At 70.1% G+C, this 26973-nt stretch carries 28 protein-coding genes; 12 read left to right on the top strand and 16 right to left on the bottom strand.

Annotated features, from left to right (window positions below; translation table 11 throughout):
* Positions 1–136: 136 nt before the first annotated feature.
* Complete coding sequence (gene htpG / locus J3S89_RS22690) at positions 137–2023, top strand: molecular chaperone HtpG (RefSeq protein ID WP_217931819.1); 1887 nt, start codon at positions 137–139, stop codon at positions 2021–2023.
* Positions 2024–2051: 28 nt separating this feature from the next.
* Here the strand turns inward: htpG and J3S89_RS22685 are convergent, their stop codons facing one another.
* The 4 genes from J3S89_RS22685 to J3S89_RS22670 form a co-directional block, all read right to left on the bottom strand.
* Positions 2052–2519: a cyclic nucleotide-binding domain-containing protein gene (locus J3S89_RS22685; RefSeq protein WP_217931817.1), complete on the bottom strand. Its 468-nt coding sequence runs from the start codon at positions 2517–2519 to the stop codon at positions 2052–2054.
* Positions 2520–2549: 30 nt separating this feature from the next.
* Entirely contained in the window at positions 2550–3233 is a 684-nt protein-coding gene (locus J3S89_RS22680) for a response regulator transcription factor (protein WP_217931815.1), read from the bottom strand.
* Between the two features lie 132 nt (positions 3234–3365).
* Positions 3366–4271, bottom strand: a complete 906-nt coding sequence (locus tag J3S89_RS22675; RefSeq protein WP_217931813.1) for a TrmH family RNA methyltransferase — start codon at positions 4269–4271, stop codon at positions 3366–3368.
* Complete coding sequence (locus J3S89_RS22670) at positions 4268–5395, bottom strand: class I SAM-dependent methyltransferase (RefSeq protein WP_217931811.1); 1128 nt, start codon at positions 5393–5395, stop codon at positions 4268–4270. The genes J3S89_RS22675 and J3S89_RS22670 overlap by 4 nt, the downstream gene beginning before the upstream one ends.
* A 132-nt stretch (positions 5396–5527) precedes the next feature.
* Between J3S89_RS22670 and J3S89_RS22665 the strand changes: the two genes are divergently transcribed.
* The 7 genes from J3S89_RS22665 (at position 5528) to J3S89_RS22635 (ending at position 11783) form a co-directional block, all read left to right on the top strand.
* The gene (locus tag J3S89_RS22665; protein WP_217931809.1) at positions 5528–6013 is read left to right on the top strand and encodes a GtrA family protein; all 486 of its coding nucleotides are present in this window, start codon (positions 5528–5530) and stop codon (positions 6011–6013) included.
* A 102-nt stretch (positions 6014–6115) separates the two neighbouring features.
* A complete protein-coding gene (locus J3S89_RS22660; RefSeq protein ID WP_217931807.1) occupies positions 6116–7264 on the top strand; it encodes a DNA cytosine methyltransferase in 1149 nt (382 codons plus the stop codon).
* 4 nt (positions 7265–7268) lie between these two features.
* A complete protein-coding gene (locus tag J3S89_RS22655; protein ID WP_217931805.1) occupies positions 7269–7739 on the top strand; it encodes a very short patch repair endonuclease in 471 nt (156 codons plus the stop codon).
* Positions 7740–7877: 138 nt separating this feature from the next.
* Complete coding sequence (gene rpsO / locus J3S89_RS22650; RefSeq protein ID WP_217931803.1) at positions 7878–8147, top strand: 30S ribosomal protein S15; 270 nt, start codon at positions 7878–7880, stop codon at positions 8145–8147.
* A 331-nt stretch (positions 8148–8478) separates the two neighbouring features.
* Positions 8479–10614, top strand: coding sequence for a polyribonucleotide nucleotidyltransferase (pnp, locus tag J3S89_RS22645; RefSeq protein WP_217931801.1), 2136 nt, complete (start codon positions 8479–8481; stop codon positions 10612–10614).
* Between the two features lie 132 nt (positions 10615–10746).
* Positions 10747–11151, top strand: a complete 405-nt coding sequence (locus J3S89_RS22640) for an ester cyclase (protein WP_217931799.1) — start codon at positions 10747–10749, stop codon at positions 11149–11151.
* Entirely contained in the window at positions 11148–11783 is a 636-nt protein-coding gene (locus tag J3S89_RS22635) for a DUF924 family protein (protein ID WP_217931797.1), read from the top strand. The genes J3S89_RS22640 and J3S89_RS22635 overlap by 4 nt, the downstream gene beginning before the upstream one ends.
* Before the next feature lie 24 nt (positions 11784–11807).
* Here J3S89_RS22635 and J3S89_RS22630 read toward each other — a convergent pair whose 3' ends face one another.
* Positions 11808–13106 carry an SAM-dependent methyltransferase gene (locus J3S89_RS22630; protein ID WP_217931795.1) on the bottom strand — a complete coding sequence of 433 codons (1299 nt, stop codon included), beginning with the start codon at positions 13104–13106 and terminating at the stop codon, positions 11808–11810.
* A 120-nt stretch (positions 13107–13226) separates the two neighbouring features.
* Positions 13227–14327 carry a glycerol dehydrogenase gene (locus J3S89_RS22625; protein WP_217931793.1) on the bottom strand — a complete coding sequence of 367 codons (1101 nt, stop codon included), beginning with the start codon at positions 14325–14327 and terminating at the stop codon, positions 13227–13229.
* Positions 14328–14593: 266 nt separating this feature from the next.
* On the opposite strand from J3S89_RS22625, the gene J3S89_RS22620 reads away from it, so the two are divergent.
* A complete protein-coding gene (locus J3S89_RS22620) occupies positions 14594–15514 on the top strand; it encodes an NAD-dependent epimerase/dehydratase family protein (protein WP_420801306.1) in 921 nt (306 codons plus the stop codon).
* Positions 15515–15616: 102 nt separating this feature from the next.
* Positions 15617–16066 (top strand): Rrf2 family transcriptional regulator, encoded by a 450-nt coding sequence (locus tag J3S89_RS22615; protein WP_217931789.1) that lies wholly within the window; start codon positions 15617–15619, stop codon positions 16064–16066.
* A gap of 4 nt (positions 16067–16070) precedes the next feature.
* On the opposite strand, the gene J3S89_RS22610 is transcribed toward J3S89_RS22615, so the two are convergent.
* A complete protein-coding gene (locus tag J3S89_RS22610) occupies positions 16071–16493 on the bottom strand; it encodes an RrF2 family transcriptional regulator (RefSeq protein WP_217931787.1) in 423 nt (140 codons plus the stop codon).
* Between the two features lie 229 nt (positions 16494–16722).
* Between J3S89_RS22610 and J3S89_RS22605 the strand changes: the two genes are divergently transcribed.
* Positions 16723–18639 carry an acyltransferase family protein gene (locus J3S89_RS22605; RefSeq protein ID WP_217931785.1) on the top strand — a complete coding sequence of 639 codons (1917 nt, stop codon included), beginning with the start codon at positions 16723–16725 and terminating at the stop codon, positions 18637–18639.
* Between the two features lie 155 nt (positions 18640–18794).
* On the opposite strand, the gene J3S89_RS22600 is transcribed toward J3S89_RS22605, so the two are convergent.
* From J3S89_RS22600 to J3S89_RS22580, 5 genes are all read right to left on the bottom strand, one after another.
* Complete coding sequence (locus J3S89_RS22600; protein ID WP_217931783.1) at positions 18795–19004, bottom strand: cold-shock protein; 210 nt, start codon at positions 19002–19004, stop codon at positions 18795–18797.
* A 224-nt stretch (positions 19005–19228) separates the two neighbouring features.
* Complete coding sequence (locus J3S89_RS22595; RefSeq protein ID WP_217931781.1) at positions 19229–19447, bottom strand: hypothetical protein; 219 nt, start codon at positions 19445–19447, stop codon at positions 19229–19231.
* A 100-nt stretch (positions 19448–19547) separates the two neighbouring features.
* The gene (rpsU, locus tag J3S89_RS22590; RefSeq protein WP_217931780.1) at positions 19548–19829 is read right to left on the bottom strand and encodes a 30S ribosomal protein S21; all 282 of its coding nucleotides are present in this window, start codon (positions 19827–19829) and stop codon (positions 19548–19550) included.
* A 252-nt stretch (positions 19830–20081) separates the two neighbouring features.
* On the bottom strand, positions 20082–20942 hold the full coding sequence (locus J3S89_RS22585) for a transglutaminase family protein (protein WP_217931778.1): 861 nt from the start codon (positions 20940–20942) through the stop codon (positions 20082–20084).
* A gap of 74 nt (positions 20943–21016) precedes the next feature.
* Complete coding sequence (locus J3S89_RS22580) at positions 21017–21250, bottom strand: hypothetical protein (protein ID WP_217931776.1); 234 nt, start codon at positions 21248–21250, stop codon at positions 21017–21019.
* A 249-nt stretch (positions 21251–21499) separates the two neighbouring features.
* On the opposite strand from J3S89_RS22580, the gene J3S89_RS22575 reads away from it, so the two are divergent.
* Entirely contained in the window at positions 21500–22024 is a 525-nt protein-coding gene (locus tag J3S89_RS22575) for a GNAT family N-acetyltransferase (RefSeq protein WP_217931775.1), read from the top strand.
* Positions 22025–22027: 3 nt separating this feature from the next.
* Here J3S89_RS22575 and cydC read toward each other — a convergent pair whose 3' ends face one another.
* The 4 genes from cydC to cydB form a co-directional block, all read right to left on the bottom strand.
* Positions 22028–23710, bottom strand: coding sequence for a thiol reductant ABC exporter subunit CydC (cydC, locus tag J3S89_RS22570; protein ID WP_217931773.1), 1683 nt, complete (start codon positions 23708–23710; stop codon positions 22028–22030).
* Positions 23707–25473, bottom strand: coding sequence for a thiol reductant ABC exporter subunit CydD (gene cydD, locus J3S89_RS22565; RefSeq protein ID WP_230489006.1), 1767 nt, complete (start codon positions 25471–25473; stop codon positions 23707–23709). Before cydD ends, cydC begins: the two co-directional genes overlap by 4 nt.
* 192 nt (positions 25474–25665) lie before the next feature.
* Positions 25666–25785 carry a cytochrome bd-I oxidase subunit CydX gene (gene cydX, locus J3S89_RS22560; RefSeq protein WP_217931769.1) on the bottom strand — a complete coding sequence of 40 codons (120 nt, stop codon included), beginning with the start codon at positions 25783–25785 and terminating at the stop codon, positions 25666–25668.
* Between the two features lie 31 nt (positions 25786–25816).
* On the bottom strand, positions 25817–26968 hold the full coding sequence (gene cydB, locus J3S89_RS22555; protein WP_217931767.1) for a cytochrome d ubiquinol oxidase subunit II: 1152 nt from the start codon (positions 26966–26968) through the stop codon (positions 25817–25819).
* Between the last annotated feature and the right edge of the window lie 5 nt (positions 26969–26973).

The following is a 26973-nucleotide window of genomic DNA, read 5'->3' as shown; positions in this document are numbered from 1 at the left end:
CGAAGCTCGACGATCGCGTGCGCGCCATGCCGATCGCCACTTGAAAGACGACGAAATCCCCCCGATATCGGCAGCGACGGGCCCCGTTGCGGCCGTTCCTCGCGCCATTTTTCAAGAGAGTTCGAAGAGACCGACGATGACGGACACGATCGACCATCCGAAGGAAACCCACGCCTTTCAGGCGGAAGTCTCGCGCCTGCTGCATCTGATGGTGCATTCGGTCTATTCCAACCGTGACATCTTCCTGCGCGAACTGATCTCCAACGCCGCCGACGCCTGCGAGAAGCTGCGCTATCTCGCGCTCGAGACCCCGACGTTGCTCGGCGACGACGGCGACCTCGCCATCACGCTCGCCGCCGACGGCGACGCCGCCACCCTCACCGTCGCCGACAACGGCATCGGCATGAGCCGCGACGAACTGATCGAGAACCTCGGCACCATCGCCAAGTCCGGCACCAAGGCCTTCCTCGAGGCGGTCGGCGAGAGTGGCGGAAAGTCCTCCAACCTGATCGGCCAGTTCGGCGTCGGCTTCTATTCCGCCTTCATGGTGGCGAACCGGGTGGTCGTGACCTCGCGCCGCGCCGGTTCGGATCAGGCCTGGACCTGGATCTCCAACGGCATCGACGGCTACGAGGTGCACCCCGCCACCGAGGCCGAGGCGCCCGCGCGCGGCACGGTGATCCGCCTCGAGCTGAACGACGAGAGCAAGAGCTACGCCGAGAAGGCGACCGTCGAGCGCATCGTCGAGACCTATTCGGCCCATGTGCCGGTGCCGGTCCGCTTCGTCGCGGTCGGCGAGGAAGTCGAGAACCTCTCCGACGGCTCGGCCCTGTGGGCGCGGCCGAAGAGCGAGATCACCCCGGAGGCCTACAAGGAATTCTACGGCAACGTCTCCGGCCAGTGGGACGAGCCGGCGCTGACCATCCACTACCGCGCCGAGGGCCGCCACGAATATTCGGTTCTGCTGTTCGTGCCGTCGATGAAGCCGTTCGATCTCTTCGACCCGGCGCGCAAGGGGCATCTCAAGCTCTACGTCCGCCGCGTCTTCATCGCCGACGACGTCGATCTCCTGCCCCATTGGCTGCGCTTCGCCCGCGGCGTGATCGACAGCGAGGACCTGCCGCTCAACCTCTCGCGCGAGATGCTGCAGCACAATCCGGTGCTGGAGGCGATCCGCAAGAACGTCACCTCGCGCCTCCTCTCCGAACTCGCCAAGACCGCCGAGAGCGATCCGGAGAAGTTCGCCGGCCTGTGGGAGGCCTTCGGCGCGGTGATGAAGGAGGGCATCTACGAGGACGCCGAGCGTCGCGACGAGCTCTTCCGCATCGCCCGCTTCAAGACGACGACGAGCGGCGAGGGCACCCGGTCGCTGAAGGACTACGTCGCCGCGCTGAAGGAGAACCAGACCAAGATCTACTACATCCTCGCCGACGACCTCGCCCGCGCCGAGGCGAGCCCGCACATCGAGGGCTTCAAGGCGCGCGGCGTCGAGGTGTTGCTGCTGACCGATCCGGTCGATGCCTTCTGGGTCCGCACCGCGCTCGGCTTCGACGGCAAGCCGTTCCAGTCGGTGACCCAAGGGGCGAGCGATCTCGACGCCATCCCGGTCTCCGACGAGGCCGAGAAGCCGGCCGAGCCCGAGGCCGCCGGCATCGCCGGTCTGGTCGCCAAGCTCAAGGAGATGCTCGCCGACAAGGTCTCCGACGTGCGCACGTCGTCGCGCCTGGCGTCGAGCCCGGTCTGCCTGGTCGCCGGCGAATTCGGCCCCGACAAGCAGTTCGAGAAGATCATGGCGCGGCACCAGGGCGCCTCGCCCTTCGCCAAGCCGGTGCTCGAGATCAACCCGCACCACGCCCTGATCGCCGCCGTCGCCGCCCGGATCGGCACCGACGAGGCCATGGTCGAGGACGCCGGTCACCTCCTGCTCGCCCAGGCGCGCATCGCCGACGGCGAGACCCCGGACGATCCGGCCGACTACGGCCGCCGTCTCGCTCGCGTCCTCGAGAAGGCGCTCGGCGCCTGACGTGGAAAAGTGGAGCGGTCGGCGGGGTTCACCCCTCGCCGATCGCCTTCATGCGCTCACCGATCCGGCCGATCTGCGGCGCGAGATGGGTGAGCCGCTCGGCGATCCGCGCCTCGAGCAGCGCGGCGATGTCGGGATAGCCCTCGAGCATGCGCCGGAACAGGGCACGCCGGATCGAGAGCACCTTGGCGCGGCCGACCGCGATCGCCGATCGCGGCCGCCGCGTCTCGACGATCAGGGCGATCTCGCCGATCAGGCTGCCCGGTCCGAGCCGCTCGACCACCTTGGGCGGGGTGACGCGCTCGTCGACGAGGTCGATCCGCCCCTCGATCACCATCAGACCGCCCTCGGCGACGTCCCCGGCGGTAAACACCCGGTCCTTGTCGGCGAATTCGCGCGGATCGGCGCTGAAGGCGATGAGCTTCAGCGCTTCCGCCGAAATCCCTTCGAAGAAGGCGACGCTGGTGAGGAGTTCGAGATCGCGGTCGAGGGCCATGGCGGCGGGGAGCGCTCCTTGGGCGGCGGGTCAGGGAACCAGCTTGTAGCCGCCGGCCTCGGTGACGAGGAGTTCGGCGTTGGAGGGATCGCGCTCGATCTTCTGGCGCAGGCGATAGATGTGGGTCTCGAGCGTATGGGTGGTGACGCCCGAGTTGTAGCCCCACACCTCGTGCAGCAGCACGTCGCGCGAGACCGCCTTGTCGCCGGCGCGGTAGAGATATTTGAGGATCGCCGTCTCCTTCTCGGTCAGGCGCACCTTGCCGCCCTTCTCCTCGACGAGGAGCTTGGAGGAGGGACGGAACGTGTAGCGGCCGATCGTGAAGACCGCGTCCTCGGTCTGTTCGTGCTGGCGCAGGTGAGCGCGTATGCGCGCGAGCAGCACGGCGAACTTGAACGGCTTGGCGACATAGTCGTTGGCGCCGGCCTCGAGGCCGAGGATCGTGTCGGACTCGGTGTCGTGGCCGGTCAACATGATGATCGGCGCCTTGAACCCGCCCTTGCGCAACAGCTTGACCGCCTCGCGCCCGTCCATCTCCGGCAGGCCGACGTCCATGATCAGGAGATCGATCGGCTCGGCGCGCGCGATCTGGATCGCCTTGGTGGCACCGTCGACGTCGGTCGTCTCGAATTCTTCATAGAGCGACAGCTGCTCGACGAGGGCTTCGCGCAGATCGCCGTCGTCGTCACAGATGAGGATCTTTCGGGCCGCCATGGGGGGTTCTCTCGTGGTGGGCCGCGCGCCCCTCGGGGTGCCGCGGATTCGTGGCAGGAGACCACCCTTCGCGGGGCGGCGCAAGTCGGCCGGATGTGGGAGGCTTCGCCGTCCGGGACAAGGTCCGCCGGCTCACACCGTGAGCCGCGACCGCCGGATCTCGTAGAGCGTCACCGCCGTGGCGACGGCCAGATTGAGACTGTCGGCGCGGCCCGCCATCGGGATCTTGACGATGCCGTCGCAGGCCGCGACATGGGCGTCGGAGATGCCCGACTGCTCGTTGCCCATCATCAGCACACAGGTCTCCGGCCAATCGACCGAGCGGTAGTCGACCGCCCCCTTGAGATGTGTCCCCCAGACGCCGATCCCGGTCGCGCGCTTCCAGGCGACGAAGTCCTCGAGGCTCGCGGCGTAGAGCGGCACGTGGAAGAGCGAGCCCATCGTCGCCCGCACCGCTTCCAGCGCGAAGGGATCGGTGGTGTCGCCGAGGAGGATCACGCCGGAGGCGCCGACCGAATCGACCGTGCGGACGATCGTGCCGAGATTGCCGGGATCCTTGACGCCCTCGAGCGCCACCCACACTCCGGTCGGGTTCGTCAGATCGGCGAGCCGGCCGATCTTCTGTTCGAAGGCGGCCACCACCATCTGTGGATTGTCGCGCCGGCAGATCTTGGTCAGCACCTCGTCGGAGGTCTCGAGCACCAGCGCGCCGCGCGCCTTCGCGGTCGCCACCGCCCGCTTCACCAGCGGCTGATCCTTGACCCGGGCGGCATGGACCAGCGTGCGGATCGGCCAGCCTTCTTCCAGCGCGTCGGTGACGAGCTTCAGCCCCTCGGCGAGGAAGAGCCCGCTCTCGGCGCGCTCCTTCTTCATGTGGAGGGCGCGCAGCTCCTTCACCACCGGATTGGCGAGGCTGGTCACTTCCTTGACCGTGCCCTCGCTCTCGCGCGGGGCCGCCGCCGGGGGAGGGGCCTTGCGCGCGCCGGAGCGGCGGTAGAGATCGCGCGAGGCGTCGCGCGGCGGTCGGTGGTCGCTCATCGTGTCTCCTCCGGCGTCCAGCGCACCCACAGCGAGGTCGCCAGCCGCCGCCTGACCGGCGTCGCCGCCGCCTCGGCCTCGCGCAGGAACAGTTCGCCCGAGGCGAGATGCCCGCCGCGCCCGGCCATCGTCTCCGCCGTCAACTCGTGGAACGAGGCATAGGACGAGCGCATCGCGTAGACCGTCAGGATCAGCCCGATCGGATCGTCGGAAAGAAGCGTCCGGCAGGCGCGCAGCATCTCCGGCAGATGCTCGAACAACTGCCAGACCTCGCCGTTGGTGCCGCGCCCATATTTGGGCGGATCGAGCACGATCGCGTCGTAGCGCGCGCCACGGCGGACGTCGCGCTGGACGAATTTCATCGCGTCGTCGCAGATCCAGCGGATCGGCAGATGGTCGAGCCCGCTCTCGCCCTGGTTCTCGCGCGCCCAGGCGATCGACTTCTTGGAGGCGTCGACATGGGTCACCTCGGCGCCCGCGGCCGCCGCCACCAGACTGGCGAGGCCGGTATAGCCGAAGAGATTGAGGAGCCGGGGCTTGCGCCCGGCCGCCACCGCCCGGCCGATCGCCGCCCGCATCCATTGCCAATGCGCCACCTGCTCGGGGAAGACGCCGGTGTGGCGGAACGAGGTGAAGCGGCAGGAGAATTTGACCGGGTCGAAGCTCATCGGCCAGGTCTCCGGCAGCGGCTTCGGGAAGCGCCAGCGGCCCGGCCCCTCCTCCTCGACGTCGCCGGTGAAGACCGCGTCGGCCCGCGCCCACTCGGCTTCCGAGAGGCGCGGCGCCCACAGCGCCTGTTCCTCCGGCCGGACGATGCGGATGTGGCCGTAGCGCTCGAGCTTGCGGCCGAAGCCACTGTCGAGCAACTGATAGTCGGCCCAGCCGTCGGTCTCGAGCATGATCGCGGCGAGCGCGTCGCCGCTCGCGCGGGCACCGGAGAAGGCGGCCGGATCGATCGGCGGACGCGGCGGATCGATCGCTTCCGCCGTCTCGACGCGCGGCGCCGGTTTCGGCGATCGGCGCGGCGGCTCGGCCGCGGCGGCGGGGCGCGCGGGGCCGCGATCGCGCCGGGGGGCGTCGGTCGGGCGTCCGGAGTTTTTCGGGGGCTTGCGTGGGCGATCCATCTGCGATGTGTTGTCCGAACCCGCCGCCCCGGTCAACGGGGAACTCGCGCCGAAGGCAGGAAAGCGGGCGAAACGCCGCGTTTCGCCGCGCTCGCCCTCGAAAACGCCGCAAACCCTCGCGATCGAGACCCGATGATCACGCTGCCCGCCTCCCTCTCGCCCGCCCTTCGCGCGCGCCTCGAGCGCATCCTGAAGTTCGCCATGACCGGCGGCATCGGCTTCGCGATCGACGTCGGCACGCTGACGCTGCTGTCCGCCGGCTTCGGCGTGAACCCCTATGTCGCCCGCGTCTTCGCCATCGCCGTGGCGATGTTCTCCACTTGGATGATCAACCGGCGCTGGACCTGGAAGGTGCACGCCAAGACCACCGACGCCCGCGCCGTGGTCGCCGAGGGCGCGCGTTACGTCGCGGTGGCGGTCGGCGCGGCGCTGGTCAATTACGGCGTCTATGCCGCGACCCTCTATACGCTCGATCGCATGATCGACGGTTGGGACGACCTGTTGCCGCCGGTCGCGGCGGTGGTCGGCACGGGGGTGGCGATGTTCGTCTCCTGGTTCGGCTATTCCCGCTTCGCCTTCCGCCACGCCGATCCGCTGCCGCCCCTGCGCGAGGGTTGAACGGGGACGGGGCGTCCTCGCACCATGTGGGGCGCCTCTCGCTTGACGCGCCCCTCGCCCGCCTCGAGGATGAGGGCGATTCGAGGCAGAGGGCGGACCCACATGCGCATCGCGGGACTGTTCGCCGGGATCGGCGGCCTCGAGAGCGGGCTCGCCGCCGGGGGCCATGCGGCCGAGATCTTCTGCGAGGTCTGGCGCCCCGCCGCCACCGTGCTCGCCGACCGCTTCCCCGAGACCCCGATCCTGCCCGACGTTCGCGCGATCGAGAGCCTACCGGCGCATGATCTGATGACCGCCGGCTTTCCCTGCCAGGATCTCTCCCAGGCCGGCCGCACCCTCGGCATGGCCGGGGCCAAGTCGAGCCTGGTCGATCACGTCTTCCGCCTGATGGACGTGGCGCGCCCCGCCCATGTCCTGCTCGAGAACGTCTCCTTCATGCTGCGCCTCGACGGCGGTTCGGCCATGGCGAAGCTCGTCGAGGCCTTCGAGGCGCGCGGCTTTCGCTGGGCCTATCGCACCGTCGACACGCTCGCCTTCCTGCCGCAGCGCCGCCGCCGCGTCTTCATGCTGGCGAGCCGGACGATCGACCCGGCCGAGATCCTGCTCGTCGACGAGGCCGAGCCGACGTCGCCCGCGACCGCGCTCGACACCCACGCCCACGGCTTCTACTGGACCGAGGGCATTCGCGGCCTCGGCTGGGGCCAGGACTGCGTGCCGACGTTGAAGAACGGCTCCTCCGTCGGCATTCCCTCGCCGCCGGCGATCCTGATGGCCGACGGCGCCATCGTCACCCCCGACATCCGCGACGCCGAGCGCCTCCAGGGCTTCCCCGAGGATTGGACCGCCGCCGCCACCGCCGCCGGGCTCGCCCGCTTTCGCTGGTCGCTGGTCGGCAATGCCGTCTCGGTGCCCGTCGCCGCCTGGATCGGCGAACGGCTCGCCCGGCCCGGCCGTTACGACGCGGCCCGTGATCGCGATCTCGGCGCGGCCGAGCGTTGGCCCGACGCCGCCCGTTTCGACGGCACCGGCCGTCGCGCGGTGGCGATCGGCGCCCATCCGGTCTTCGCGGCCCGCCCCCCGCTCGCCGCCTTTCTGCGCCATCCCGGCAAGCCGCTCTCCGTCCGCGCCAGCGCCGGCTTCCTGTCGCGGCTCGACCGCACCAGCCTGCGCCTGCCGACCGGCTTCCGCGACCGCGTCGCCGCCCATCTCGACCGGATGCGCGGCGCGGCGACGGCGCTCGCGGCGGAGTGACGAAATGGCGGAGGATGCGCCGAAGCCCGCCCGCCCGCCGCGCCCGATCCCGCAATCGCCGGAACGCGCGGCGCTCCTCGGCCGGGTCCGCCAGAAGCGCACCGCGCCGGAGGAGGTGGTGGCGCGCGCCTTGCGCGATCTCGGCATCGCCTATCGCCGCAACGTGAAGGGCCTGCCCGGCAGCCCCGATTTCGCCAATGCCCGCCGCCGCTTCGCGATCTTCGTCGACGGCTGCTTCTGGCATCACCACACCGGCTGCCGCCGCGCCACGATCCCGAAGAACAATCGCGCCTTCTGGGAGGCTAAATTCACCGCCAATCGCGCCCGCGACGCGGCCGCGATCCGCGCCCTTCGGGCCCGTGGCTTCCGGGTGATGGTGATCTGGGAATGCCGGCTCGACGACGTCGCCGAACGGCTGAAACGCCGCCTCGGGGAGGCCGCGACCGCCGCTCGGCGCCTGCCGGCGGCGCGATGATCGCGGCGGGCCCGACCTCGCGGCGTTTTGTGTGGCGTTCCGGTCCTCTTTCGTGCATAAGACCCGCGCGCCGACCCCGCTGGACGACATCCCGGCGGGGCCATGTTCGTTTGTCTCACCCGAAAGGATGATCTCACGATGTCGATCACGGCTGAACGCAAGCTCGAACTCGTCAAGCAGTACGCGACCAAGGAAGGCGACACCGGCTCGCCGGAAGTGCAGGTCGCGGTCCTGACCGAGCGGATCGTCAACCTCACCGAGCACTTCAAGACCCACGCCAAGGACAACCACTCCCGTCGTGGCCTCCTGAAGATGGTCTCGTCGCGCCGCTCGCTTCTCGACTATCTGAAGTCGAAGGACGAAGCGCGCTACAAGTCTCTGATCGAGCGTCTCGGCCTGCGCCGCTGACGCCACGGCGCGGGGTCCGTCCCGCGCCGACGATCGACCTTCGGAGCGGCGCTCGCGCCGCTCCGTCTCTCTCCGACGGGGAGTGATCTCCGTCTCGTGCTTCCGGGTGCCGCGTATCGGGTCGCCGCCGGAAGCGCTCGCGGACCATGGCAGGATCGCCGGGGGCTCCGCGCCCGGATCGGGCAGAGCCCCCCGCCGTCTTGCTCATGGTCCATCGGACGGGGTTTCCCGTCCGCCCGTGACAGGCGCGCGAGGATGCCGCTTCGGCGTCCCGCGCGCGAACAAGATGCGGAGCCGTCATAGGGACGCGCTCCGTGAGGACCGAAGACACATGTTCGACATCCATCGCGAAGTCATCGACTGGGCCGGCCGCACGCTCGTGCTCGAGACCGGCAAGATCGCCCGTCAGGCCGACGGCGCCGTGCTCGCCACCTATGGCGAGACCACCGTCCTCGCCACCGTCGTGGCGATGAAGGAGCCGAAGCCCGGCCAGGACTTCTTCCCGCTGACCGTCAACTACCAGGAAAAGGCCTTCGCGGCCGGCAAGATCCCGGGCGGCTACTTCAAGCGCGAGGGCCGTCCCTCCGAGGCCGAGACCCTGATCTCCCGCCTGATCGACCGCCCGATCCGCCCCCTCTTCGTCGAGGGCTTCAAGTGCGACACCCAGGTGATCGTCACCGTTCTCTCCCATGATCTCGAGAACGCCCCCGACGTCGTCGCCATGGTCGCCGCCTCCGCCGCGCTGACCCTCTCCGGCGTGCCCTTCATGGGCCCGATCGGCGGCGCCCGCGTCGGCTACATCAACGGCGAATACGTGCTGAACCCGCAGCTCGACGAAGAGACCGAGAACAAGCTCGATCTCGTCGTCGCCGGCACCCAAGACGCCGTCATGATGGTCGAATCGGAAGCCAAGGAGCTCTCCGAGGACGTCATGCTCGGTGCCGTGATGTTCGGCCACGCCGGCTTCCAGCCGGTGATCGAGGCGATCATCCGTCTCGCCGAGAAGGCCGCCAAGGAGCCGCGCGACTTCGTCGCCCCCGATCTCTCCGAGGTCGAGAAGGCGGTGCTCGAGATCGCCGAAGCCGATCTGCGCGACGCCTACAAGATCACCGTCAAGCAGGACCGCTACAAGGCCGTCGACGCCGTCAAGGCGAAGGTGATGGCCGCGCTCGTCCCCGCCGACGGCGAGGCGAAGTTCGAGAAGGAAAAGGTCGCGACCGCCTTCAAGGAAGTCCAGGCCAAGGTGGTGCGCTGGAACATCCTCGACACCGGCGCCCGCATCGACGGCCGTGACCTCGTCACCGTCCGTCCGATCCGCGCCGAGGTCGGCATCCTGCCGCGCGCCCACGGTTCCGCCCTCTTCACCCGCGGCGAGACCCAGGCTCTGGTCGTCGCGACGCTGGGCACCGGCGAGGACGAGCAGTTCGTCGACGCCCTGGCGGGGACCTACAAGGAGCACTTCATGCTCCACTACAACTTCCCCCCCTACTCGGTCGGCGAGACCGGCCGCATGGGTTCGCCCGGCCGTCGCGAGATCGGCCATGGCAAGCTCGCTTGGCGTGCCATCCACCCGGTCCTGCCGATCAAGCACGAGTTCCCCTACACCATCCGTCTGGTGTCGGAGATCACCGAGTCGAACGGCTCCTCGTCGATGGCCACCGTCTGCGGCTCGTCGCTCGCTCTGATGGACGCGGGCGTGCCGATCAAGCAGCCGACCGCCGGCATCGCCATGGGCCTGATCAAGGAAGGCGAGCGCTTCGCCGTCCTCACCGACATTCTCGGTGACGAGGACCACCTCGGCGACATGGACTTCAAGGTGGCCGGCACCGCCGACGGCGTGACCTCGCTGCAGATGGACATCAAGATCGCCGGCATCACCGAGGAGATCATGAAGGTCGCTCTCGGTCAGGCCAAGGACGGTCGCATCCACATCCTGAACGAGATGTCGAAGGCGATCACCTCGGCCCGTCCCGAGCTCGGCGAGCATGCCCCGCGCATCGAGTCCTTCAAGATCCCGACCGACAAGATCCGTGAAGTGATCGGCTCGGGCGGCAAGGTGATCCGCGAGATCGTCGAGAAGACCGGCGCCAAGGTCGACATCCAGGACGACGGCACCGTCAAGGTGTCCTCCGCCGATCAGAAGAAGATCAAGGCGGCGGTCAACTGGGTCAAGTCGATCGCGGCCGAGCCCGAGCTGAACGCGATCTACGAGGGCACGGTCGTCAAGTGCATGGAGTTCGGCGCCTTCGTGAACTTCTTCGGTTCGCGCGACGGCCTCGTCCACATCTCCCAGCTCGCCCCCCAGAAGGTCGGCAAGGTCACCGACGTGGTCAAGGAAGGCCAGAAGGTGTGGGTCAAGCTGCTCGGCTTCGACGAGCGCGGCAAGGTTCGCCTGTCGATGAAGGTCGTCGACCAGGCCACCGGCCAGGAAATCAAGAAGGAAGAGGGCGAGAAGGCCGAAGGCTGATCGCTCCCGACCTCGAGACGAACGAAGGGCGCCCCGACGGGCGCCCTTTTTCGTTTCCCGTCTTGATCGGTGACCGGCCCCGGTCGACTATGCGACGCGTTCGCAGGATCGAAGAGGGAGAAGGTCGCAACCATGACGGCGTCGCGGAACGAGGACTTGGTGCGGGCCTATGTCGAGGCGCTCGACGCCTTCGACATGGTGCGGTTGCGAGAGATCTTCGCGCCCGAGCCGAAGATCTGGGGCGTGCTCGGCCATGGAAACCTCGACGTCGCCGAGCCGGTCTGGAGCGAGCTTCACCACGGCATGAGCATGCGCCTCGAGATCCTCGACATGATCGTGACCGAGGACCGCGCGGCGGTGCGCTGTCGCGAGACCGGCCGCTTCGTCGGCCCCTTCCGGGGGCTCGCCGGCGTGACGCCGACCGGCAAGACCTACGAGGTCACGGCGATGGAATGGTTCGAATTCGCCGACGGTCGGATCTCCGCGCGCTGGGGCGCGCGCGATTCCGCCGCCATCTCCCGGCAGGTGCTGGCATGACGGACGCGCCGAACGACGCCGCCGCGCTTCGAGATCTCCTCGCCTATTGGTTCGGCGACCTCTCCGACGTCGTCCCGGCCGAGGGTGACGTTCGCCTGCGCCGGTGGTGGGGCAAGGATGCGGCGATCGATGCCGAGATCGCCGCCCGGTTCGGCGCGTTGGTCGAGCGCGTCGCCGCGCGCCTCGCCGCCGGCTGGCGGCCGGGCGATCCGGCGAGCGCGACCGCGGTCGTGGTGGCGCTCGATCAGCTGCCGCGCAACATCCATCGGGGCACGCCGGGCATGTATGCCCACGACGCCCTCGCGGTCGAGGCCTCCCGCCACGCCTCCGAACTCGCCGATCCCGTGGCGGGCGATCTCTTCCGCGCGAGCTTCGTCTTCATGCCGCTGATGCATTCCGAACGGCTCGCCGATCAGGACGAGATGATCGAGCGCTTCGAGGCGATCACCGCCGAGGCCGCCCGGCGCGCCTCGCCGAACCTCGCCTATTTCGAGAACGCCCTCGACTTCGCCCATCGCCACCGCGACATCGTCGCCCGCTTCGGCCGCTTCCCCCATCGCAACGCCATCCTCGGCCGCCCGTCGAGCCCCGAGGAGGAGGCGTTCCTGCGCGAGGACGGCAGCGCCTTCTGACGTCGCGGGGCGCGCGGTGCCGCCTCAGCGATAGAGATCGGCTCGTGTCGGCGGCAGACCCGAGGGGCCGCGCCGGCGCTTGGAGGCGAGCGTCTGGAAGATCGATACCGACCCGTTGCGGAAGGCGAGCGAGACGCCGGCGAGATAGAGGACCCAGATCCGCGTCTTCGCCGGCCCGGCGATCGCCTCCGCCGCCTCGCGATGGGCGATCAGATTGCGCGCCCAGAATTCCGTCGTCCGCGCGTAATGCTCACGCCAGCCCTCGACGTCGTGGATCTCGAACCGATGCGCCTCGAGATTGGTGGCGGTCCAGCCGATGTGGTCGAGCTCGCCGCCGGGGAAGATGTAGCTGGTGATCGCCTTGTATTCGGCCTTCTTCTTGCGAAATTTGCGCAGGTCGAGCTTGCCCGGCCGGGTGATGGCGTGGTGCAGATAGAGCCCGCCGTCGGCGAGAAGCCGGTCGATCGTCGAGAAATAGGCGCCGTGATTGTCGATCCCGACATGTTCGAACATGCCGATCGAGGAGATCTTGTCGAACTGACCCTCGAGCATGCGGAAGTCCTGCAACTCGATGCGGACCCGGTCGGCGAGCCCGCGTTCCGCGACCTTCGTCCGGGAGAGCGCCAACTGCTCGCTCGACAGCGTGACGCCGAGCGCGGTCACGCCGTAGTGCTCGGCCGCGTGACAGACGAGCGCGCCCCAGCCCGAGCCGATGTCGAGCATCCGGTCGCCGGGCTTAAGGCGCAGCTTGCGGCAGATCATGTCGAGCTTGTCGCGCTGCGCCGTCGCGAGATCGTTGCCCCAGTCCGTGAAATAGCCGCAGGTGTAGACCATCTCCGGATCGAGGAAGAGTTTGTAGAAGTCGTTCGAGACGTCGTAATGGAACTCGATGTCCTCGCGCCGGCTGCCCGTCGCGGCGTCGTCGTCCTTGGCGGTCAGGGAGGCGACGGCCGGCAGCCGCGCCGTTCCGAGAAGAAACGGCAGCAGCGAACGCAGCAGCAGCCCCTTGTCGAGGGTCTTCAGGATCGCCTTGGTGCGCACCTTCGGCCGCCGCTCGGCGAGATCGAACAGCGTGCCGCCGCGAATGTCGACGAAGCCGGCGGCGTGGAGATCGATCAGCGTCGTCGCCTTCGGCCGCCTGAGGAGCCGCGTCACCGCACCCTCGTGGGTGATGGCGATCCGCAGCCCGTCGGCGGGCGTATCGGCCGGCACGCGCCGCCGGTCCCACAGCTCGAAGCCGAAGGAGAGGTCGAGAATCCGGTGGACGTGTTCGAGAAGGGCGGTCGCCGCGTCGAGGCGTCTCTCCTCCGAAGCCTGGGTCATCGTGGCTCACCTCGCGATCGTCGGTCTCCTCCCGGCGCGACGCCGGGAGAGAAGACCGACTATCGGCGATGTGGCGGTGCGAAGAAAGCCTCGCGCGGTGCCCAACTCACGCGGCCGACCTCACGCGGCCCGGGCCATCTCCTTGCGGTTCCGCCCATAGGCGTCCGCGGCCACGAGCGCGTCGCGGACCTTGGCCGGGGTGACCTCGACCGGCGCGTTGAAGATCGTCTCGCCCGGCGCGCAGGCGAGTTCGGCGACCTTCATCAGGTCCGCCTCGCTCGGCGCCTCGAGGCCGATGTCGGCGAGCGTCGTCGGCAGACCGACCGACAGGCAGAAGTCGTAGACCTTGGCGATCGTCTCCGGCGGACGTCCCGTGAGGAACAAGAGCGCCTGGGTGCCGATCGCCACCTTCTCGCCGTGCCAGAAATGGTGCGTCGGGGCGAGCGCGGTCAGGCCGTTGTGGATCGCATGGGCGCCCGAGAGTCCGCCGCTCTCGAACCCGAGGCCGGAGAGCAGCGTGTTCGCCTCGACGATCTTCTCGACGGAGGCGTCGACCAGCCCGCGCGCCGCGCTCGTCTTGGCGGCGATGCCGTGGGCGAGCAACGTGTCGAAGCAGAGACGCGCCAGGGCCTGGGCGGTCATCGAGCCGACCCGCCCGGTCATGTTGGCGGCGCCCGACTGCCGGCAGTCGTCGGCCTCGAACCAGGTCGAGAGCGCGTCGCCCATCCCCGAGACCAGGAAGCGCACCGGCGCCGCGACGATCAGCGCGGTGTCGACCAACACCACGTCCGGGTTGCGCGGCAGCACCAGATAGCGGTCGAAGGCGCCTTCGGCGGTGTAGATCACCGACAGGGCGGAGCAGGGCGCGTCGGTCGAGGCGAGGGTCGGTACGATCACGACCGGCCGGGCGAGGGCGTGCGCCACCGCCTTGGCGGTGTCGAGCGCCTTGCCGCCGCCGATGCCGACGACGACGCGGCAATCGGCGCCGCGCGCCACCGCGACCAGACGATCGATCTCGCCGTCGCAGCATTCGCCGCCGAAGCGCTCCACCGTGAAGGCGACCGCGCCGGGCGCGGCCAAGGGCGCGGCGACGGCGCCGGCCACCGCCGGATCGACGATCGCCAGGGCGCGTTCGCCGAGACGGGCGACCTCCTCGGCGAGCGAGGCGAGGGCGCCGGCTCCCTGGACGTAGCGGGCGGGGAAGATGGAGGTGGTGAGCATGGTGGCCATCCCTTTCCGGCGGGATCGGCTCCCGCCTCGACGGCGGTGAAGATCGACTGAAATCATAGACTGTCCGCCGTCGCGGCGAATGCCGTCGATTGCTTAAGAGCGAATACGCACATCCCGCTCGCCGCCCCCGTTCGACGAGGGGCCGCGACCCCGGGTCGCGACCTCGAAGCCGGCTCGAACGGATCGAATCGATTGATCGCGGCGTCGCGAGCGGCGAGACTGGCACCATGACCGAAGCCTCCTCCGCCGCTCCCTCGATCGATCTCCTCGTTCTCGGCTGGGGCTATTCCGCCCGCCACGGCGCCGCCCGTCTGGCGCCGCGCCTGCGCTCGCTCGCCGCCACCGCTCGCGAGGCGGAGAAGGCCGCCCGCCTCGCCGCCGAAGGCATCGAAGTCGTCGCGCTCGACGCGCCCGATGCCGACGCCCGTCTCGCCGCGGTGGCCGCGCGTGCCACCCACGTCCTCGTCTCGGCCGGGCCGAGCGAGGCCGGCGATCCCTTCCTCGCCCGCCTCGTCGAGCCGCTGCGCGAGAGCGCCCGCGCCGGCCGCCTCGCCTGGATCGGCTATCTCTCCACCGTCGGGGTCTACGGCAACGTCGACGGCGGCTTCGTCGATGAGACCACGCCGCCCGAGCCCGCCGCCGAGCGCACCCGTTGGCGCGTCGCCGCCGAGGCGGCCTGGACTGCGCTCGGCCACGAACTCGGCGTCCCCGTGGCGATCCTGCGCCTCGCCGGCATCTATGGTCCCGGCCGCAACGCCTTCGTCAATCTGGAGCGCGGCACCGCGCGCCGGGTGATCAAGCCCGGCCAGATGTTCAACCGCATCCATGTCGAGGACATCGGCCGCGCCGTCGCCGCCGCCGCCGAGACCCGTTTCGACGGCCTCCTCAACGTCGGCGACGACGAGCCGGCGCCGCCGCAACTGCCGATCGAGTTCGCCGCCGCGCTGATGGGCGTCGCGCCGCCGCCGGAAATCCCCTTCGAGGCGGCGGAGTTCACGCCGATGGCGCGCACCTTCTGGGGCGAGAGCAAACGTGTCGGCAATGCCCGCCTGCGCGCCCTGATCGGCCCGCTGACCCACCCGACCTTTCGCGAGGGCCTGACCGCCCTGTGGACCGCCGGCACCTGGCGCGGCGATCCGACCGACCGCGAGGACGCGAGCCCGCGCTTCCGCCGGTGAGACGGCGCTGCGCGGAGACGGGGCGCGTCCTGCGGCGACGTGTGGCGCCGGAGGCGGCGCGGGTGTAGCGTCGCGCCGATCTCCTCGTGGTCACGGGCCCCCATGCGTCTCACCAGCTACACCAATTACGCACTCCGCACGTTGATGTTCGCCGCCCTCGACGCGCCCGCGCTGGTCCGCGTCCAGGACGTCGCCGACGCGCACGGGATCTCGCGGACCCATCTCGTCAAATGTGTCCATCACCTCGGCCAATGGGGTTATCTCGACAACGTGCGCGGTCGCGGCGGCGGCTTCCGTCTGGCGCGTCCGGCCGACACCATCACCGTCGGCGAGATCGTGCGGCGGACCGAGGAGGGCTTCGCCGAGGCGCCGGTCGTGCCCGGCGCCTCGCCCGCCGATCGGCGCCTGACGCTCCGCTTCGAACAGGCTCAGGCGGCCTTCCTGGCGGTGCTCGACCGCCATACGATCCACGACATCACCTTCAACGAGAGCGAACTGCGCCGCGCGCTCGGCCTCGCCGATCTCGCGCGCCCCGCCGTGCCGTCGGCCTGAGCCGTCACGCCGCCGTCTCGACGGTCGGCTCGGCGGCGACGTCGGCGATCGAGGTGGCGCGCAGCGTGTCCGCATAGGCCTCCCACGCCTCGGCGCACACCACCCGCAGCCGGCAGATGCCGGCGACCCGGCACGGACCGTCGGCCTGCAGCCGGCAGGGGAAGAGATCGTTCTCGTCCTCGAACAGGTCGACGATCTCGAACAGGGTGATCGCCGCCGCGGGCCGCGCCAGACGATAGCCGCCGCCGCGCCCGCGCTGGCCGGCGATGTAGCCGGCGCGCATCAGCCGATGGCACGCCTTGACCACCAGCGCCTCCGACATGCCGAGCAGGCTCGCCATTTCCGGCATGGTCAGCGGCCGGTCGCCGCTGTGTTCGCAGGCGATGAGAATGCGCAACGCACCATAGGTGCAGGCGGTCGTCTGCATGATGGGACACCCGGTCGTCGTCGCGACGAACCACCGTCGGACCCCGTCGATATAAACCCTCCCTCCGACGGCGACAAACGGCGTCGCTCGCGCGGATGTCATCGGCGCTCTTGCGGGAAACGACCGATCCAACCTCGACGTGCACGCCGCGAAATGAGAGGCTTCCGCCGTCGCGACGCCGGGGCGGTTCCAGGGGGGATGCGACGACGTCGAGTGAGTTCGCCGACCCATGAGTTCGATCCCCCACCGGCCGGACATCGACGGCCTCAGAGCCCTCGCCGTGGTTTCGGTGATCGTCTATCACCTGACGCCCGGCGTGCTGGCCGGGGGCAATCTCGGCGTCGATCTCTTCTTCGTCCTGTCCGGCTATCTGATCACCGCGCTGATCCGCTCCGATTGGGCGGCGGGGCGGTTCACCCTCGCCGACTTCTACGAGCGTCGCGTCCGCCGCATTCTGCCGGCGCTTCTGGCCGTGCTCGCCGCCACCAGCCTCGCCGCCGTGGTCCTGCTGCTGCCGAAGGACCTGATCGGCTACGGGCGCAGCCTGCTCGCCGCGCTCGGCTTCGTCGCCAACATCCATTTCTGGTGGGTGATCGACTATTTCGCGCCGATCTCCGGCGAGAAGCCGCTGCTCCACACCTGGTCGCTCGGGGTCGAGGAACAGTTCTATCTGCTCTTCCCGCTGTTGATGATGGTGCTGCTGCGGCTCAGGGCGGCGACGGCGATGGCCGTGCTGGCGGCGGTCGTGGTGGTCTCGCTCGGGCTCAATCTCGTCTTGAAGGTGGTCGGAAGCGGCACCTTCTCGTTCTACATGCTGCCGTCGCGCGCCTGGGAGCTGGCGGTCGGCGCCCTGATCGCCTTCGTGTCGAGGCGGGGGTCGATGCCGCGTCCCGTGGTCTGGGCGGCCTCGGCGATCGGCCTCTGGGCGATCGGCCTGGGCCTCCTCGAGGGCAAGGTCGCGGTGCTGCCGGCGGCGCTGCCGGTGGTGGTCGGGACCGCGCTGGTGGTCTGGGCGGAGGGGCGCGCGCCGAGCCCGCTCGGACGCCTCTTGTCGCTGCCGCCGATCACCTTCCTCGGCCGCATCTCCTATTCGCTCTACCTCTGGCATTGGCCGATCCTGGTCCTGCTGCGCTATCGGCTGGTGCGCCCGCCGACCCCGCTCGAACTGGCGCTCGCGGTGGCGGCGATGCTGGTCTGCGCGGTCCTCTCCTGGCGCTTCGTCGAGACGCCGTTCCGCCGGCGCGACCGGCCGTTCCGCCCGATCGCCTGGATCCTCGGCACCACCACCGTCGCGCTCGCCGGCCTCGCCGGCGCCATCGGCATCGGCGACGGGTGGCCGCGCCGCGTGTCGCCCGAGGTGGTGGTGATCAACGGCGCGCTCGGCACGCACGCCCGCTGCGCCGGCTGGGACGGCGAACGCTTCGCCGGCGGCCGGGCCTGCCGGCTCGGTGCCCCCGAGATGGAGGTCGCGACGGCGGAGGTGGTCGTCTTCGGCAATTCCCATGCGCAGATGTATCGGCCGCTGGTCGACGACGCGCTGCGCCGGGACGGGCGAAGCGGCGTCCTCGTCGGCATGACCGAGTGTCTGCCGACGCCCTCGATCAACATCGACGTCAAATGCGCGCGTCTCGCCTCCGAGACCTTCGCCGCGATCGAAGCCCTGCCCAAGGTGCGCACGGTGATTCTCGGTCTGACCTGGGATCAGGCGGGGGCGTCCTTCGTCGACGAGGCGGGCGTCCACGACGGCGGCCCCTGGCGGCAGGTGCTGACGCGCGGCCTCGACGATCTGCTCGATCGGATCGAGCGCTCCGGACGCACGCCCGTGCTGATCGGCCCGATCCCTCATCCCTCCTGGGACGTCGCCTCGGTGGTCGGACGCAACCTCGCCTTCGGCCGGCCGCAGGAGCCGGCACCTCACCAGACGCGCGCCGCCTTCGACGAGACCTTCGGGGCCCTCGTCGCCCATTTCCAGGCGCGCCTCGGCCCTCGCTTCATTCGCGCGGATCGGGTCTTCTGCGGGGTGGAGCGCTGCGATTTTCTCGTCGGCGGGCGGTCGCTCTATTCCGACGGCAATCACGTCGCCGCGGCCGAGCTGCCGCGATTCGCGCCGCTGTTCCGTGACGCGCTGACGGCGGCCGGCGAATGACCGATCGCCCGTCGGCGTGACTCGAGACGACAAAAAACCCGGACGGGAGACATCGTCTCCGGATCCGGGTTCTCGTCGAGGAGCAAGCCTGTCGCGTCGGCGTCCGCCAGTACATCCGTGGTCGACCCACCGACGCGTGAAGCTCTACTCGAAGCTCATTCGGCGCGAAGGTTGTCGGCCGAGCTCTTGCCGCTGCGACGGTCGGTGACGATCTCGTAGGAGACCTTCTGCCCGTCGGCGAGGCTGTTGAGGCCGGCGCGCTCGACCGCCGAGATGTGAACGAACACGTCGGTGCTGCCGTCGTCGGGGCGAATGAAGCCGAAGCCCTTCTGGGCGTTGAACCACTTGACGGTTCCGGAGGTCATGGAATGTCCTCTCATTGGACATGGAAGGTGGAAGCGGCGCGATGCGTGCACGGCGCCGGTGGACAATCGATGTTCATGGAAAGAAGAGACGATGCGCGTGGATCGTGACACACGAACGCGATCGGGCCGTCCGGCCGAAAATCGATGCTGCAGAATGGACCCCAATAGTGTTCGAAACATGTTCGAACGAAAAAAGGGTTCATCGGAAGAGAACGCTCGGCCACTCAGGCGGAGCGGCGTACCGTCTTGATCGCGAGCGGCGCGCGCCCCGAGCGTTCGGCGATGACGTGGTCCTGTGCCTCGAGATCGGCGCGGATCCGGTCTTCGGCCTCGTCGCCGAGGGTGAGGTCTTTGAGAACCCGCCGATTGGATCGCTGGGATCCGTCTTCGTAGATCACGTCGAACAGTACGTATTCGATCTTGCTGGCGGGCTTGCGAGCCATCGCGACCTCCTGGCCGAATGCATGAAACCGGCCGGCGCCGGGGGGCGCGGCCGGAGAAGAGAGGCAGGCGAGCGGATGGCGGGCGAGGCCCGCCCTCTCGTCAGGATTCGCTGGCGGCGGGCGCGGCGGCCGGACGCGGACGGGCACCGCCGGCGGGAACCTTGCGCTTGGGCATCGGCAGCAGGCCTTCGCGCTGCGCCTGCTTGCGGGCGGCCTTACGGGCGCGGCGCACGGCTTCCGCTTCCTGGCGGATCCGGCGCTCGGAGGGCTTCTCGTAGGAGCGGCGCTGCTTCATTTCCTTGAAGACGCCTTCGCGCTGCATCTTCTTCTTCAGGACGCGGAGCGCTTGATCGACGTTGTTGTCGCGAACCAGAACCTGCACAGAGTGTCCGATCTTCGATGGGAGAACAGGGAACCGACCGAGTCTGTCGCGGCCGGCGATCGAAACCCATCGGCCCGTCTGGCGGTGTCGGTAAGGTTCGATGACGAGTGAGCTTCAGGCACGGCACACCGAGTGCGCAGCCTGGGATGACGAGGGTTTAAAGCAAGCGAGCGGCCCGCGCCAGCCCGGATTTCGTTCCGAGCGCCATTTCGCGCCTGCGACGATCGTCGCCATGCGGCGGCGCTCGATGTCTCAGGTCGGCGCGGCGGTGACGTCGACCGTGACGTCGAGGCCGAGGAAGTCGGAGGAGACGCCGGTGAAGGTGCCCGCGACCGGCACCACCTGATGGATCGAGCGGGCGCGGGCGACCGGAATCAGGGCGCCGTCGCCGATGGTGCGGTTGGTCGGATCATAGGCGATCCAACCGGGGCCGGGCACGAAGATCTCGACCCAGGCATGGGTCGACCCCGGCGAGAAGCCGAAGATCGGCCCGCCGAAATAGCCCGAGACGATTCGCGCGCCGAGGCCCAGATTGCGGGCCGCCTCCGCCATCAAGACCGCCAGATCGCGGCACGAGCCCCAGCCGCGATCGAGCGTCTCGAGCGGGCTCTGCGTGCCCTCCTGGTCGCGCGACTGATAGAACACCCAGGACGAGATCCCGGCGTTGAGATCGGCGAGCAGCGCCAGCGTCGGCGTCGGCCGCGCCCCGATGAAGTCGGAGGTCCAGGCGGCGAAGCGCCCGTTCGGGTCGGGATATTGCGGTTCACGCAACGCCCCGAGATCGGTGAAGTCGTCCGGGTCGTAACGGAACGGATAGGTGCGGGCGGCGTCGGTGATCTCGCGCGAGGGCTCGGGATCGGGAAAACGGTCGATCACCAGACGGCTGTCGACCTCGAGCACGTCGGCCGGCCCGAGCGGCGTCGCGGTGGCGATGGAATTGCCGAAGACGTCGTAGGCCCAGCGCACCTGCGCCGTCGGCGTGAGGGTGAGCGAACTCGAGACGACGCGCAGATCGTGCCCGTCGCGCGGTCGGATCATCAGCCGATGCGGTCCGAGAGCGACCGGCCGGCGGAACCGATAGCGGGTTCGGTGATGAACCGTCAGACGTGTCATGTCGGGCTGCCCTCACGGGGTCTCGGCGGGGCGACGAGCCTGGGCGACGATGCGGCCCTCGCCGAAGCGGAGCGTCAGGCCTTCGGCTCGGCGGCCGGGGACTTGGCCCGCCACATCTGGAAACCATGTTCCTCGATCGCCGATTCCACCAGCGAGCGATCGATGCCGTGCGGCAGCGACTGATGGCGCCGCGTGCTGCCGATCCGCCGCCACGGACCGTGGCGCTCGGGCAGCCGGGTTCCCTCTGCGTCGCCGGCGAAGGCATTGAGACCGGAGCCGTTGGCGAACGTATGAATCGAGAACATCATCGGGATCTCTCCGTTCGGAAAAAACGAGACACCCACCCGTCGTTCGGTGACCATCACGCCGCGCAGCATAGACCTTCGCGCCCGCGAAAGGGAGGAAATCGTCGAGCGTCCGCCGACCCTTCTCGTTCCGGTGTCGCGTCGCCTTCGAATTCACCCGTCCGATCCGGGGCTTGCGCCCTCGACCCGGTCGGCGTATCGGCCTTTCGAGAAAGGGCGGCCGGCGAGCGGACGGCCCGCGACGGAGGCAGCATGCGGGTGCGTGACGCGGTCGACGGCGACGTCGAAGCCATTCTGGCGATCTACAACGACGCGGTCGCCCATACGACGGCGATCTGGAACGAGCGTCTCGTCGATCTCGCCGATCGCCGCGCCTGGCTCGCCGCCCGGCGCGCCGCCGGCTATCCGGTGCTGGTGGCGGTCGACGCGGCCGACGCGGTGCTCGGCTACGCCTCCTTCGGCGATTGGCGCGCCTTCGACGGCTATCGCCACACCGTCGAGCATTCGGTCTATGTCGCCGCCGGCGCCCGTGGCGCCGGCCTCGGCCGGGCGCTGATGGTCGCCCTGATCGAGCGCGCCCGCGGCTTGCGCAAACACGTCATGGTCGCCGGCATCGAGGCCGGCAACACCGCCTCGATCCGCCTCCACGAGACGCTCGGCTTCGCGCGGGTCGGCCTGATGCCCGAGGTCGGCACCAAATTCGGCCGTTGGCTCGACCTCGCCTTCCTGCAACTCACCCTCGACGATCGCCGCGATCCCGACGGCCCCGCCGTCTGAGCCTCACCGCCGGGCGGCGACCCGCCGGCCCGCGTCGAGCTCGACGACCGCGTCCATGCGGGCGAGGGCGATCGGCAGATGGGTCGCGACGATCACCGTGCGGGTGCCGGCCCGCGCCAGGATCGCGTCGATCACCCGTGCCGAGGTCTGGGGGTCGAGCCCTTCGGTCGGCTCGTCGAAGAGCAGGATCCGGGCATCGCCGAGCAGCGCCCGCGCCACCGCCAGCCGCCGCGCCTCGCCGCCGGAGAGCTTGGCCCCGGCGGTTCCGACCGGCGTCGCGAGCCCCTCCGGCAACGCCTCGACCCGCTCCGTGAGGCCGAGGTCGGCGAGCACGGCATGGAGCGTTTCGTCGCTCGCCTCCGGCTGCGCCAGCCTGAGATTGGCGGCGATCGTCGTGGAGAAGATGTGGGGATCCTGCCCGACGAGCACGATCCGCGCGCGCACCGCCTCGAGCGTCATCGCCGTGAGCGGCACCCCGCCGAGCCGGATCGTGCCGGCCGTCGGGTCGCGGAACCGCACCAGCAGCTCGAGCAGCGTCGTCTTGCCGGCGCCGCTCGCCCCGATCAACGCCACGCGCGCCCCCGCCTCGATCGCGAGATCGAGATCCGCCAACGCCGGCCGCGCCGCGCCGGGCCGCGTCACGCCGACCCGTTCGATCTCGAGCCGGGCCCCCTCGGGCGGGTCGACCGGCCGCTCGGGATCGGCGACCGGCGCCGGCCGATCGGTCGTCTCGAAGATCCGCCGCGCCGAGGCGAGCGTCGCCGGAAGGCCGATCAGCGCGGTGGGGACGGCGGCGAAGGCCTCGAAGGCGGCGAGCACCAGGAGGGCGACGAGCGTCAGATCCGGCCCGGCGAGCGCCCCCGCCGCGACCAGCGGCACGCCGAGCGCGAGGACGCCGATCATCGCCGCGTCGGCGGACAACCCGATGCCGGCCTGCGCCAGCGCCGAGGCCGTCGCCGTCGACCGTTCCGCCGCGACGAGCGCATCGTGACGCCGTTCCAGCGCAGCCACGTGGGCCGGCGCGGCGTCGGTGACGATCAGCGCGGTCAACCCCTCGAGATCGTCGACCAGCCGGGCGCGCAGCTCCGCCGCGATCGCCGCCGTGCGCGCCGAGGCGGCGGCGGTGCGCCGCGCCGCGAGGACGGGCACCAGAAGCCCGCCGAAGCCGACCGCGACGAGGAAGACGACGGCGAAACCGAGATCGTGCCGCCCGGCCCAGACCGCGACGATCGCCGTGGTGATCGCCGCCACCGTCAGCGGCGCGACGAGGCGCAGGAACATCAGCTCCAGCCGATCGACGTCGCCCTTGAGCCGCGCCGCCACGTCGCCGGACCTGAGATCCTCGAGCCCGGCGGGCGCGATTCGCTCGAGCCGTTCGAAGAGATGCACCCGTAGCGCCGCGATCAGCCGGAAGGTCGCCTCGTGGCCGACCACGCGCTCGACCCAGCGCCCGCCGGTGCGCAGGATCGCCAGCCCCCGGATGATCGCCGCCGGGGTGAAATAGTTCATCGACGCCCCGCTCGCCCCGGCGACCGCCATCGCCGTGACGAACCAGCCGGAGACCGCCATCAGCGCCACGTTGGCGAGCGTCGCGATGGTCGCGACCGCGATCGACAGCGCGATCCATCCGGCCCACGGCCGCCACAGCGCCAGCACGCGAAGGAAGAGACGGGAGGCCGCGATCATGGCGCCGCCTCCCCGATCAGCCGATCGTCGCGCCGTTCCGCCGCCGCCGCCATCGCCGCGAAGCGGCCGCCGGCGGCCCGCAGCGCCTCGGCCGATCCCGTCTCGACGATCCGCCCGCAGTCGAGCACCACCACGCGGTCGGCCCGCGCCACCGTGTCGAGCCGATGGGCGATGGTGAGCGTGGTGCGGCCACGCGCCAGATCGTCGATGGCCGCGACGACCAGCGCCTCGGTGTCGCGATCGAGATGGGCTGTCGGCTCGTCGAAGAGGACGAGCGGGCCGGGCGCGTAGAAGGCCCGCGCCAGGGCGAGCCGCTGCGCCTCGCCGCCCGAGAGCCCGAGACCACGCTCACCGAGCCGCGTCGCCCGCCCCTCGGGCAGACGCGCGACGAAGGCCTCCGCCTGCGCCGCCCGCAACGCCGCCGCGATCGCCGCCTCGCGCGTCCCCGAGGCGGGCGCGCGCCCCATCGCCACCGCGTCGTCGATGGTCGCGTCGAAGAGATGGGGCCGCTGCGGGATATGGGCGATGGCGCGGCGCCACTGGGCCGGATCGATCGCGGCGAGATCGACGCCGTCGATCAGCACCCGGCCGCGCGAGGGCTCGACGAGGCCGAGCAGCAGCGCGAAGAGCGTGCTCTTGCCGGCCCCGCTCGGACCGACCAGAGCGATCCGCTCGCCCGGGGCGATGGTGAGCTCGAGGTCGAAGAGCGCGACGCGGCCGTCGGCATGGGTCACGTCGACGCCCTCGAGCCGGATCTCGACCGCAGCCGTGAAGGTCGGTCGAGCCGTGCCGGCGGGCCGGCTCGGGCCGGGTCGATCGAGGAGATCGACGAGCCGTTCCGCCGCCGCCACCGCCTCCATGCGGGCGTGGCGTTCTGCGCCGAGCCGGCGCAGCGGCGCGTAGAACTCGGGCGCCAGCAACAGGATGAAGAGGCCGGCGTGGAACTCCATCGTCCCCCACATCAGCCGGAAGCCGACGGTGACGGCGATCACCGCGATCGACAGCGTCGCGAAGAACTCGAGCACCAGCGCCGACAGGAAGGCGATCCGGAGCACCGCCATCGTGTCGCGGCGATAGCCCTCCGCCATCGCCGCGACGACCGCGATCTCCCGTTTCGAGGCGCCGAAGATCTTCAGCTCGGCGAGGCCTTTGATCGCGTCGAGAAGATGCCCGCCGAGCCGAGCGAGCGTCTGCCATTGACGGCGATTGACCGCCTCGGCGCCGCGCCCGACCAGGATCATGAACCACGGTAGAAGCGGCATCGTCGCCACGAAGACCAGCGCCGCGACCCGGTCGAACGGCACCACCGCGATCAGCACCGCGAGCGGGATCACCGCGACCTTCGCCGTCACCGGGATCCAGCCTCGCCAATAGGGCTCGACCGCCGCCACCGCGTCGGTGAGCGTCGCGACGATCTCGCCGGTCGGCCGCCCCGCGAGCCGCACCGGCCCGAGCGCCACGACATGGTCGAGGAGACGCCGGAAGAGATGCCGCCGGACCCGCGCCGCGGCGCGGAAGGCGGCGCCGTCGGCGGCCGCGACCAGCACCGCGCGGACGGCGGCGAGCGCGGCGAGGACGACGAGACGCGGCGTCGCCTCGGTGAGGCCTTCGCCCCCGAGGACGACGCCGTCGACGAGGCCGGCGAGGGTCCAGGCGACGGCGATCGCCAGGAGACCATGGGTCACCCCGGCGAGGATCGCGATCGGCAGCGCTGCCCCCGTCTCGCGACGGCCGGCGGCCAGGAGGGAACCCGCCTCGGTCATCCGGGACTGCATGCTCCATACATGAGAAGCGCGCGAGGCCGGCGCGGGCGAGCCCCGAGAGGATCTCGCGCGCCGGCCTCGGAACGGCGGTGATCGGCGGCCCACGCCGGCGGCCGATCGATGCCGTTCGTCGGATCGGGTCGGACCGAACGCACGAGGTTTCGACCCGGTCGAAATCTCGCGAGCCCGGCGTCAGTGCGGCTCGGACGAGCCGTTGCCGTCGAGCCCGTCCTGGAACTCGTACCACATGACGTTGATGACCCCGATGGCGGCGGCGGCGGTGACGCCGAGGATCCAGGCGAAGTACCACATGGTCGTCTCTCCACGTTCGAAGGGGCGGGCCTCAATAGGCCGAATGCGACCGCGCCTCGATTTCGTCGGCCGTGACCCGGCCCCACATGTTGGCGTAGCACCACACGGTGTAGCCGAGCACGATCGGCAGGAAGATCACCACCGCCCAGAACATCACCGTCAGGGTGAGATGGCTCGACGGCGCGTCCCAGATCGTCAGGCTCGACCTCGGGTCGAGGCTCGACGGCATCACGAAGGGGAACATCGAGAGCCCCGCCGTGGCGATGATCCCGACCATGCCGATCGCGCTGGTGACGAAGGCGGCGGCCGGCCGGCCGGCCCCGGCGAGCGCCGCGGTCATGAGCGGGCCGATCAGGCCGATGGCGGGCGCCAGGATCGCGATCGGCATCGCCGTGTAGATGTCTAACCAGGCGCCGGGCGCGCGCACGACCTCCTTGGCGAGCGGATCGGGCAAGGCGCCGTGCGCCGGCTCCGAGACGATCCGATAGCCGTCGATGCCGACCCACAGCCACAGACCGGCGAGGGCGAAGGCGATCGCCACCATCGGCGCGAGCCGCACCACGAGGGCGCGGGCGCGCGTCTCCACGTCGCCGGAGGCACGCAGTTGCAGCCAGACGCCGCCGTGGACGGCGAGCATGGCGAGGCTGATCACCCCGGCCAGCAGCGCGAAGGGGTTGAGGAGCGGCAGGAGCGCGGTGAGGAGCGAGCCCTGGTAATGGACGCGGAGCAGATCGTCGAGCCGGAACGGCACGCCCTGCAACAGGTTGCCGAAGGCGACGCCGAAGATCAGCGCCGGGATCGCCCCGCCGGCGAAGAGGCCCCAATCCCAGGCGTTGCGCCAAGTGGGATCGTCGATCTTGGAGCGGTAGTCGAAGCCGACCGGGCGGAAGAACAGGGCGAACAGTACCAGCAGCATCGCCATGTAGAAGCCCGAGAAGGCGGCGGCATAGACCGCCGGCCAAGCGGCGAAGATGGCGCCGCCCGCGGTGATGAACCACACTTGATTGCCGTCCCAATGCGGGCCGACGGTGTTGATGGCGATGCGCCGTTCGGTATCGGTGCGGGCCACGAAGGGCAGCAGCGTGCCGACCCCCATGTCCATGCCGTCGGTGATGGCGAAGCCCATCAGCAGCGCGCCCACCAGTCCCCACCAGACCAGTTTCAGAGTTTCATAGTCGAGCATCGTTC

The organism is Pinisolibacter aquiterrae (assembly GCF_019160155.1).
GTDB classification, from domain to species: domain Bacteria; phylum Pseudomonadota; class Alphaproteobacteria; order Rhizobiales; family Ancalomicrobiaceae; genus Pinisolibacter; species Pinisolibacter aquiterrae.
This window is presented reverse-complemented; position numbering and strand designations above follow the sequence as displayed.

Excerpts from the sequence above, each read along its gene's own strand:
- htpG (WP_217931819.1), top strand. The coding sequence starts at position 137 with ATGACGGACACGATCGACCATCCGAAGGAAACCCACGCCTTTCAGGCG.
- J3S89_RS22685 (WP_217931817.1), bottom strand. The coding sequence starts at position 2,519 with ATGGCCCTCGACCGCGATCTCGAACTCCTCACCAGCGTCGCCTTCTTC.
- J3S89_RS22680 (WP_217931815.1), bottom strand. The coding sequence starts at position 3,233 with ATGGCGGCCCGAAAGATCCTCATCTGTGACGACGACGGCGATCTGCGC.
- J3S89_RS22675 (WP_217931813.1), bottom strand. The coding sequence starts at position 4,271 with ATGAGCGACCACCGACCGCCGCGCGACGCCTCGCGCGATCTCTACCGC.
- J3S89_RS22670 (WP_217931811.1), bottom strand. The coding sequence starts at position 5,395 with ATGGATCGCCCACGCAAGCCCCCGAAAAACTCCGGACGCCCGACCGAC.
- J3S89_RS22665 (WP_217931809.1), top strand. The coding sequence starts at position 5,528 with ATGATCACGCTGCCCGCCTCCCTCTCGCCCGCCCTTCGCGCGCGCCTC.
- J3S89_RS22660 (WP_217931807.1), top strand. The coding sequence starts at position 6,116 with ATGCGCATCGCGGGACTGTTCGCCGGGATCGGCGGCCTCGAGAGCGGG.
- J3S89_RS22655 (WP_217931805.1), top strand. The coding sequence starts at position 7,269 with ATGGCGGAGGATGCGCCGAAGCCCGCCCGCCCGCCGCGCCCGATCCCG.
- rpsO (WP_217931803.1), top strand. The coding sequence starts at position 7,878 with ATGTCGATCACGGCTGAACGCAAGCTCGAACTCGTCAAGCAGTACGCG.
- pnp (WP_217931801.1), top strand. The coding sequence starts at position 8,479 with ATGTTCGACATCCATCGCGAAGTCATCGACTGGGCCGGCCGCACGCTC.
- J3S89_RS22640 (WP_217931799.1), top strand. The coding sequence starts at position 10,747 with ATGACGGCGTCGCGGAACGAGGACTTGGTGCGGGCCTATGTCGAGGCG.
- J3S89_RS22635 (WP_217931797.1), top strand. The coding sequence starts at position 11,148 with ATGACGGACGCGCCGAACGACGCCGCCGCGCTTCGAGATCTCCTCGCC.
- J3S89_RS22630 (WP_217931795.1), bottom strand. The coding sequence starts at position 13,106 with ATGACCCAGGCTTCGGAGGAGAGACGCCTCGACGCGGCGACCGCCCTT.
- J3S89_RS22625 (WP_217931793.1), bottom strand. The coding sequence starts at position 14,327 with ATGCTCACCACCTCCATCTTCCCCGCCCGCTACGTCCAGGGAGCCGGC.
- J3S89_RS22615 (WP_217931789.1), top strand. The coding sequence starts at position 15,617 with ATGCGTCTCACCAGCTACACCAATTACGCACTCCGCACGTTGATGTTC.
- J3S89_RS22610 (WP_217931787.1), bottom strand. The coding sequence starts at position 16,493 with ATGCAGACGACCGCCTGCACCTATGGTGCGTTGCGCATTCTCATCGCC.
- J3S89_RS22605 (WP_217931785.1), top strand. The coding sequence starts at position 16,723 with ATGAGTTCGATCCCCCACCGGCCGGACATCGACGGCCTCAGAGCCCTC.
- J3S89_RS22600 (WP_217931783.1), bottom strand. The coding sequence starts at position 19,004 with ATGACCTCCGGAACCGTCAAGTGGTTCAACGCCCAGAAGGGCTTCGGC.
- J3S89_RS22595 (WP_217931781.1), bottom strand. The coding sequence starts at position 19,447 with ATGGCTCGCAAGCCCGCCAGCAAGATCGAATACGTACTGTTCGACGTG.
- J3S89_RS22585 (WP_217931778.1), bottom strand. The coding sequence starts at position 20,942 with ATGACACGTCTGACGGTTCATCACCGAACCCGCTATCGGTTCCGCCGG.
- J3S89_RS22580 (WP_217931776.1), bottom strand. The coding sequence starts at position 21,250 with ATGATGTTCTCGATTCATACGTTCGCCAACGGCTCCGGTCTCAATGCC.
- J3S89_RS22575 (WP_217931775.1), top strand. The coding sequence starts at position 21,500 with ATGCGGGTGCGTGACGCGGTCGACGGCGACGTCGAAGCCATTCTGGCG.
- cydC (WP_217931773.1), bottom strand. The coding sequence starts at position 23,710 with ATGATCGCGGCCTCCCGTCTCTTCCTTCGCGTGCTGGCGCTGTGGCGG.
- cydD (WP_230489006.1), bottom strand. The coding sequence starts at position 25,473 with ATGACCGAGGCGGGTTCCCTCCTGGCCGCCGGCCGTCGCGAGACGGGG.
- cydX (WP_217931769.1), bottom strand. The coding sequence starts at position 25,785 with ATGTGGTACTTCGCCTGGATCCTCGGCGTCACCGCCGCCGCCGCCATC.
- cydB (WP_217931767.1), bottom strand. The coding sequence starts at position 26,968 with ATGCTCGACTATGAAACTCTGAAACTGGTCTGGTGGGGACTGGTGGGC.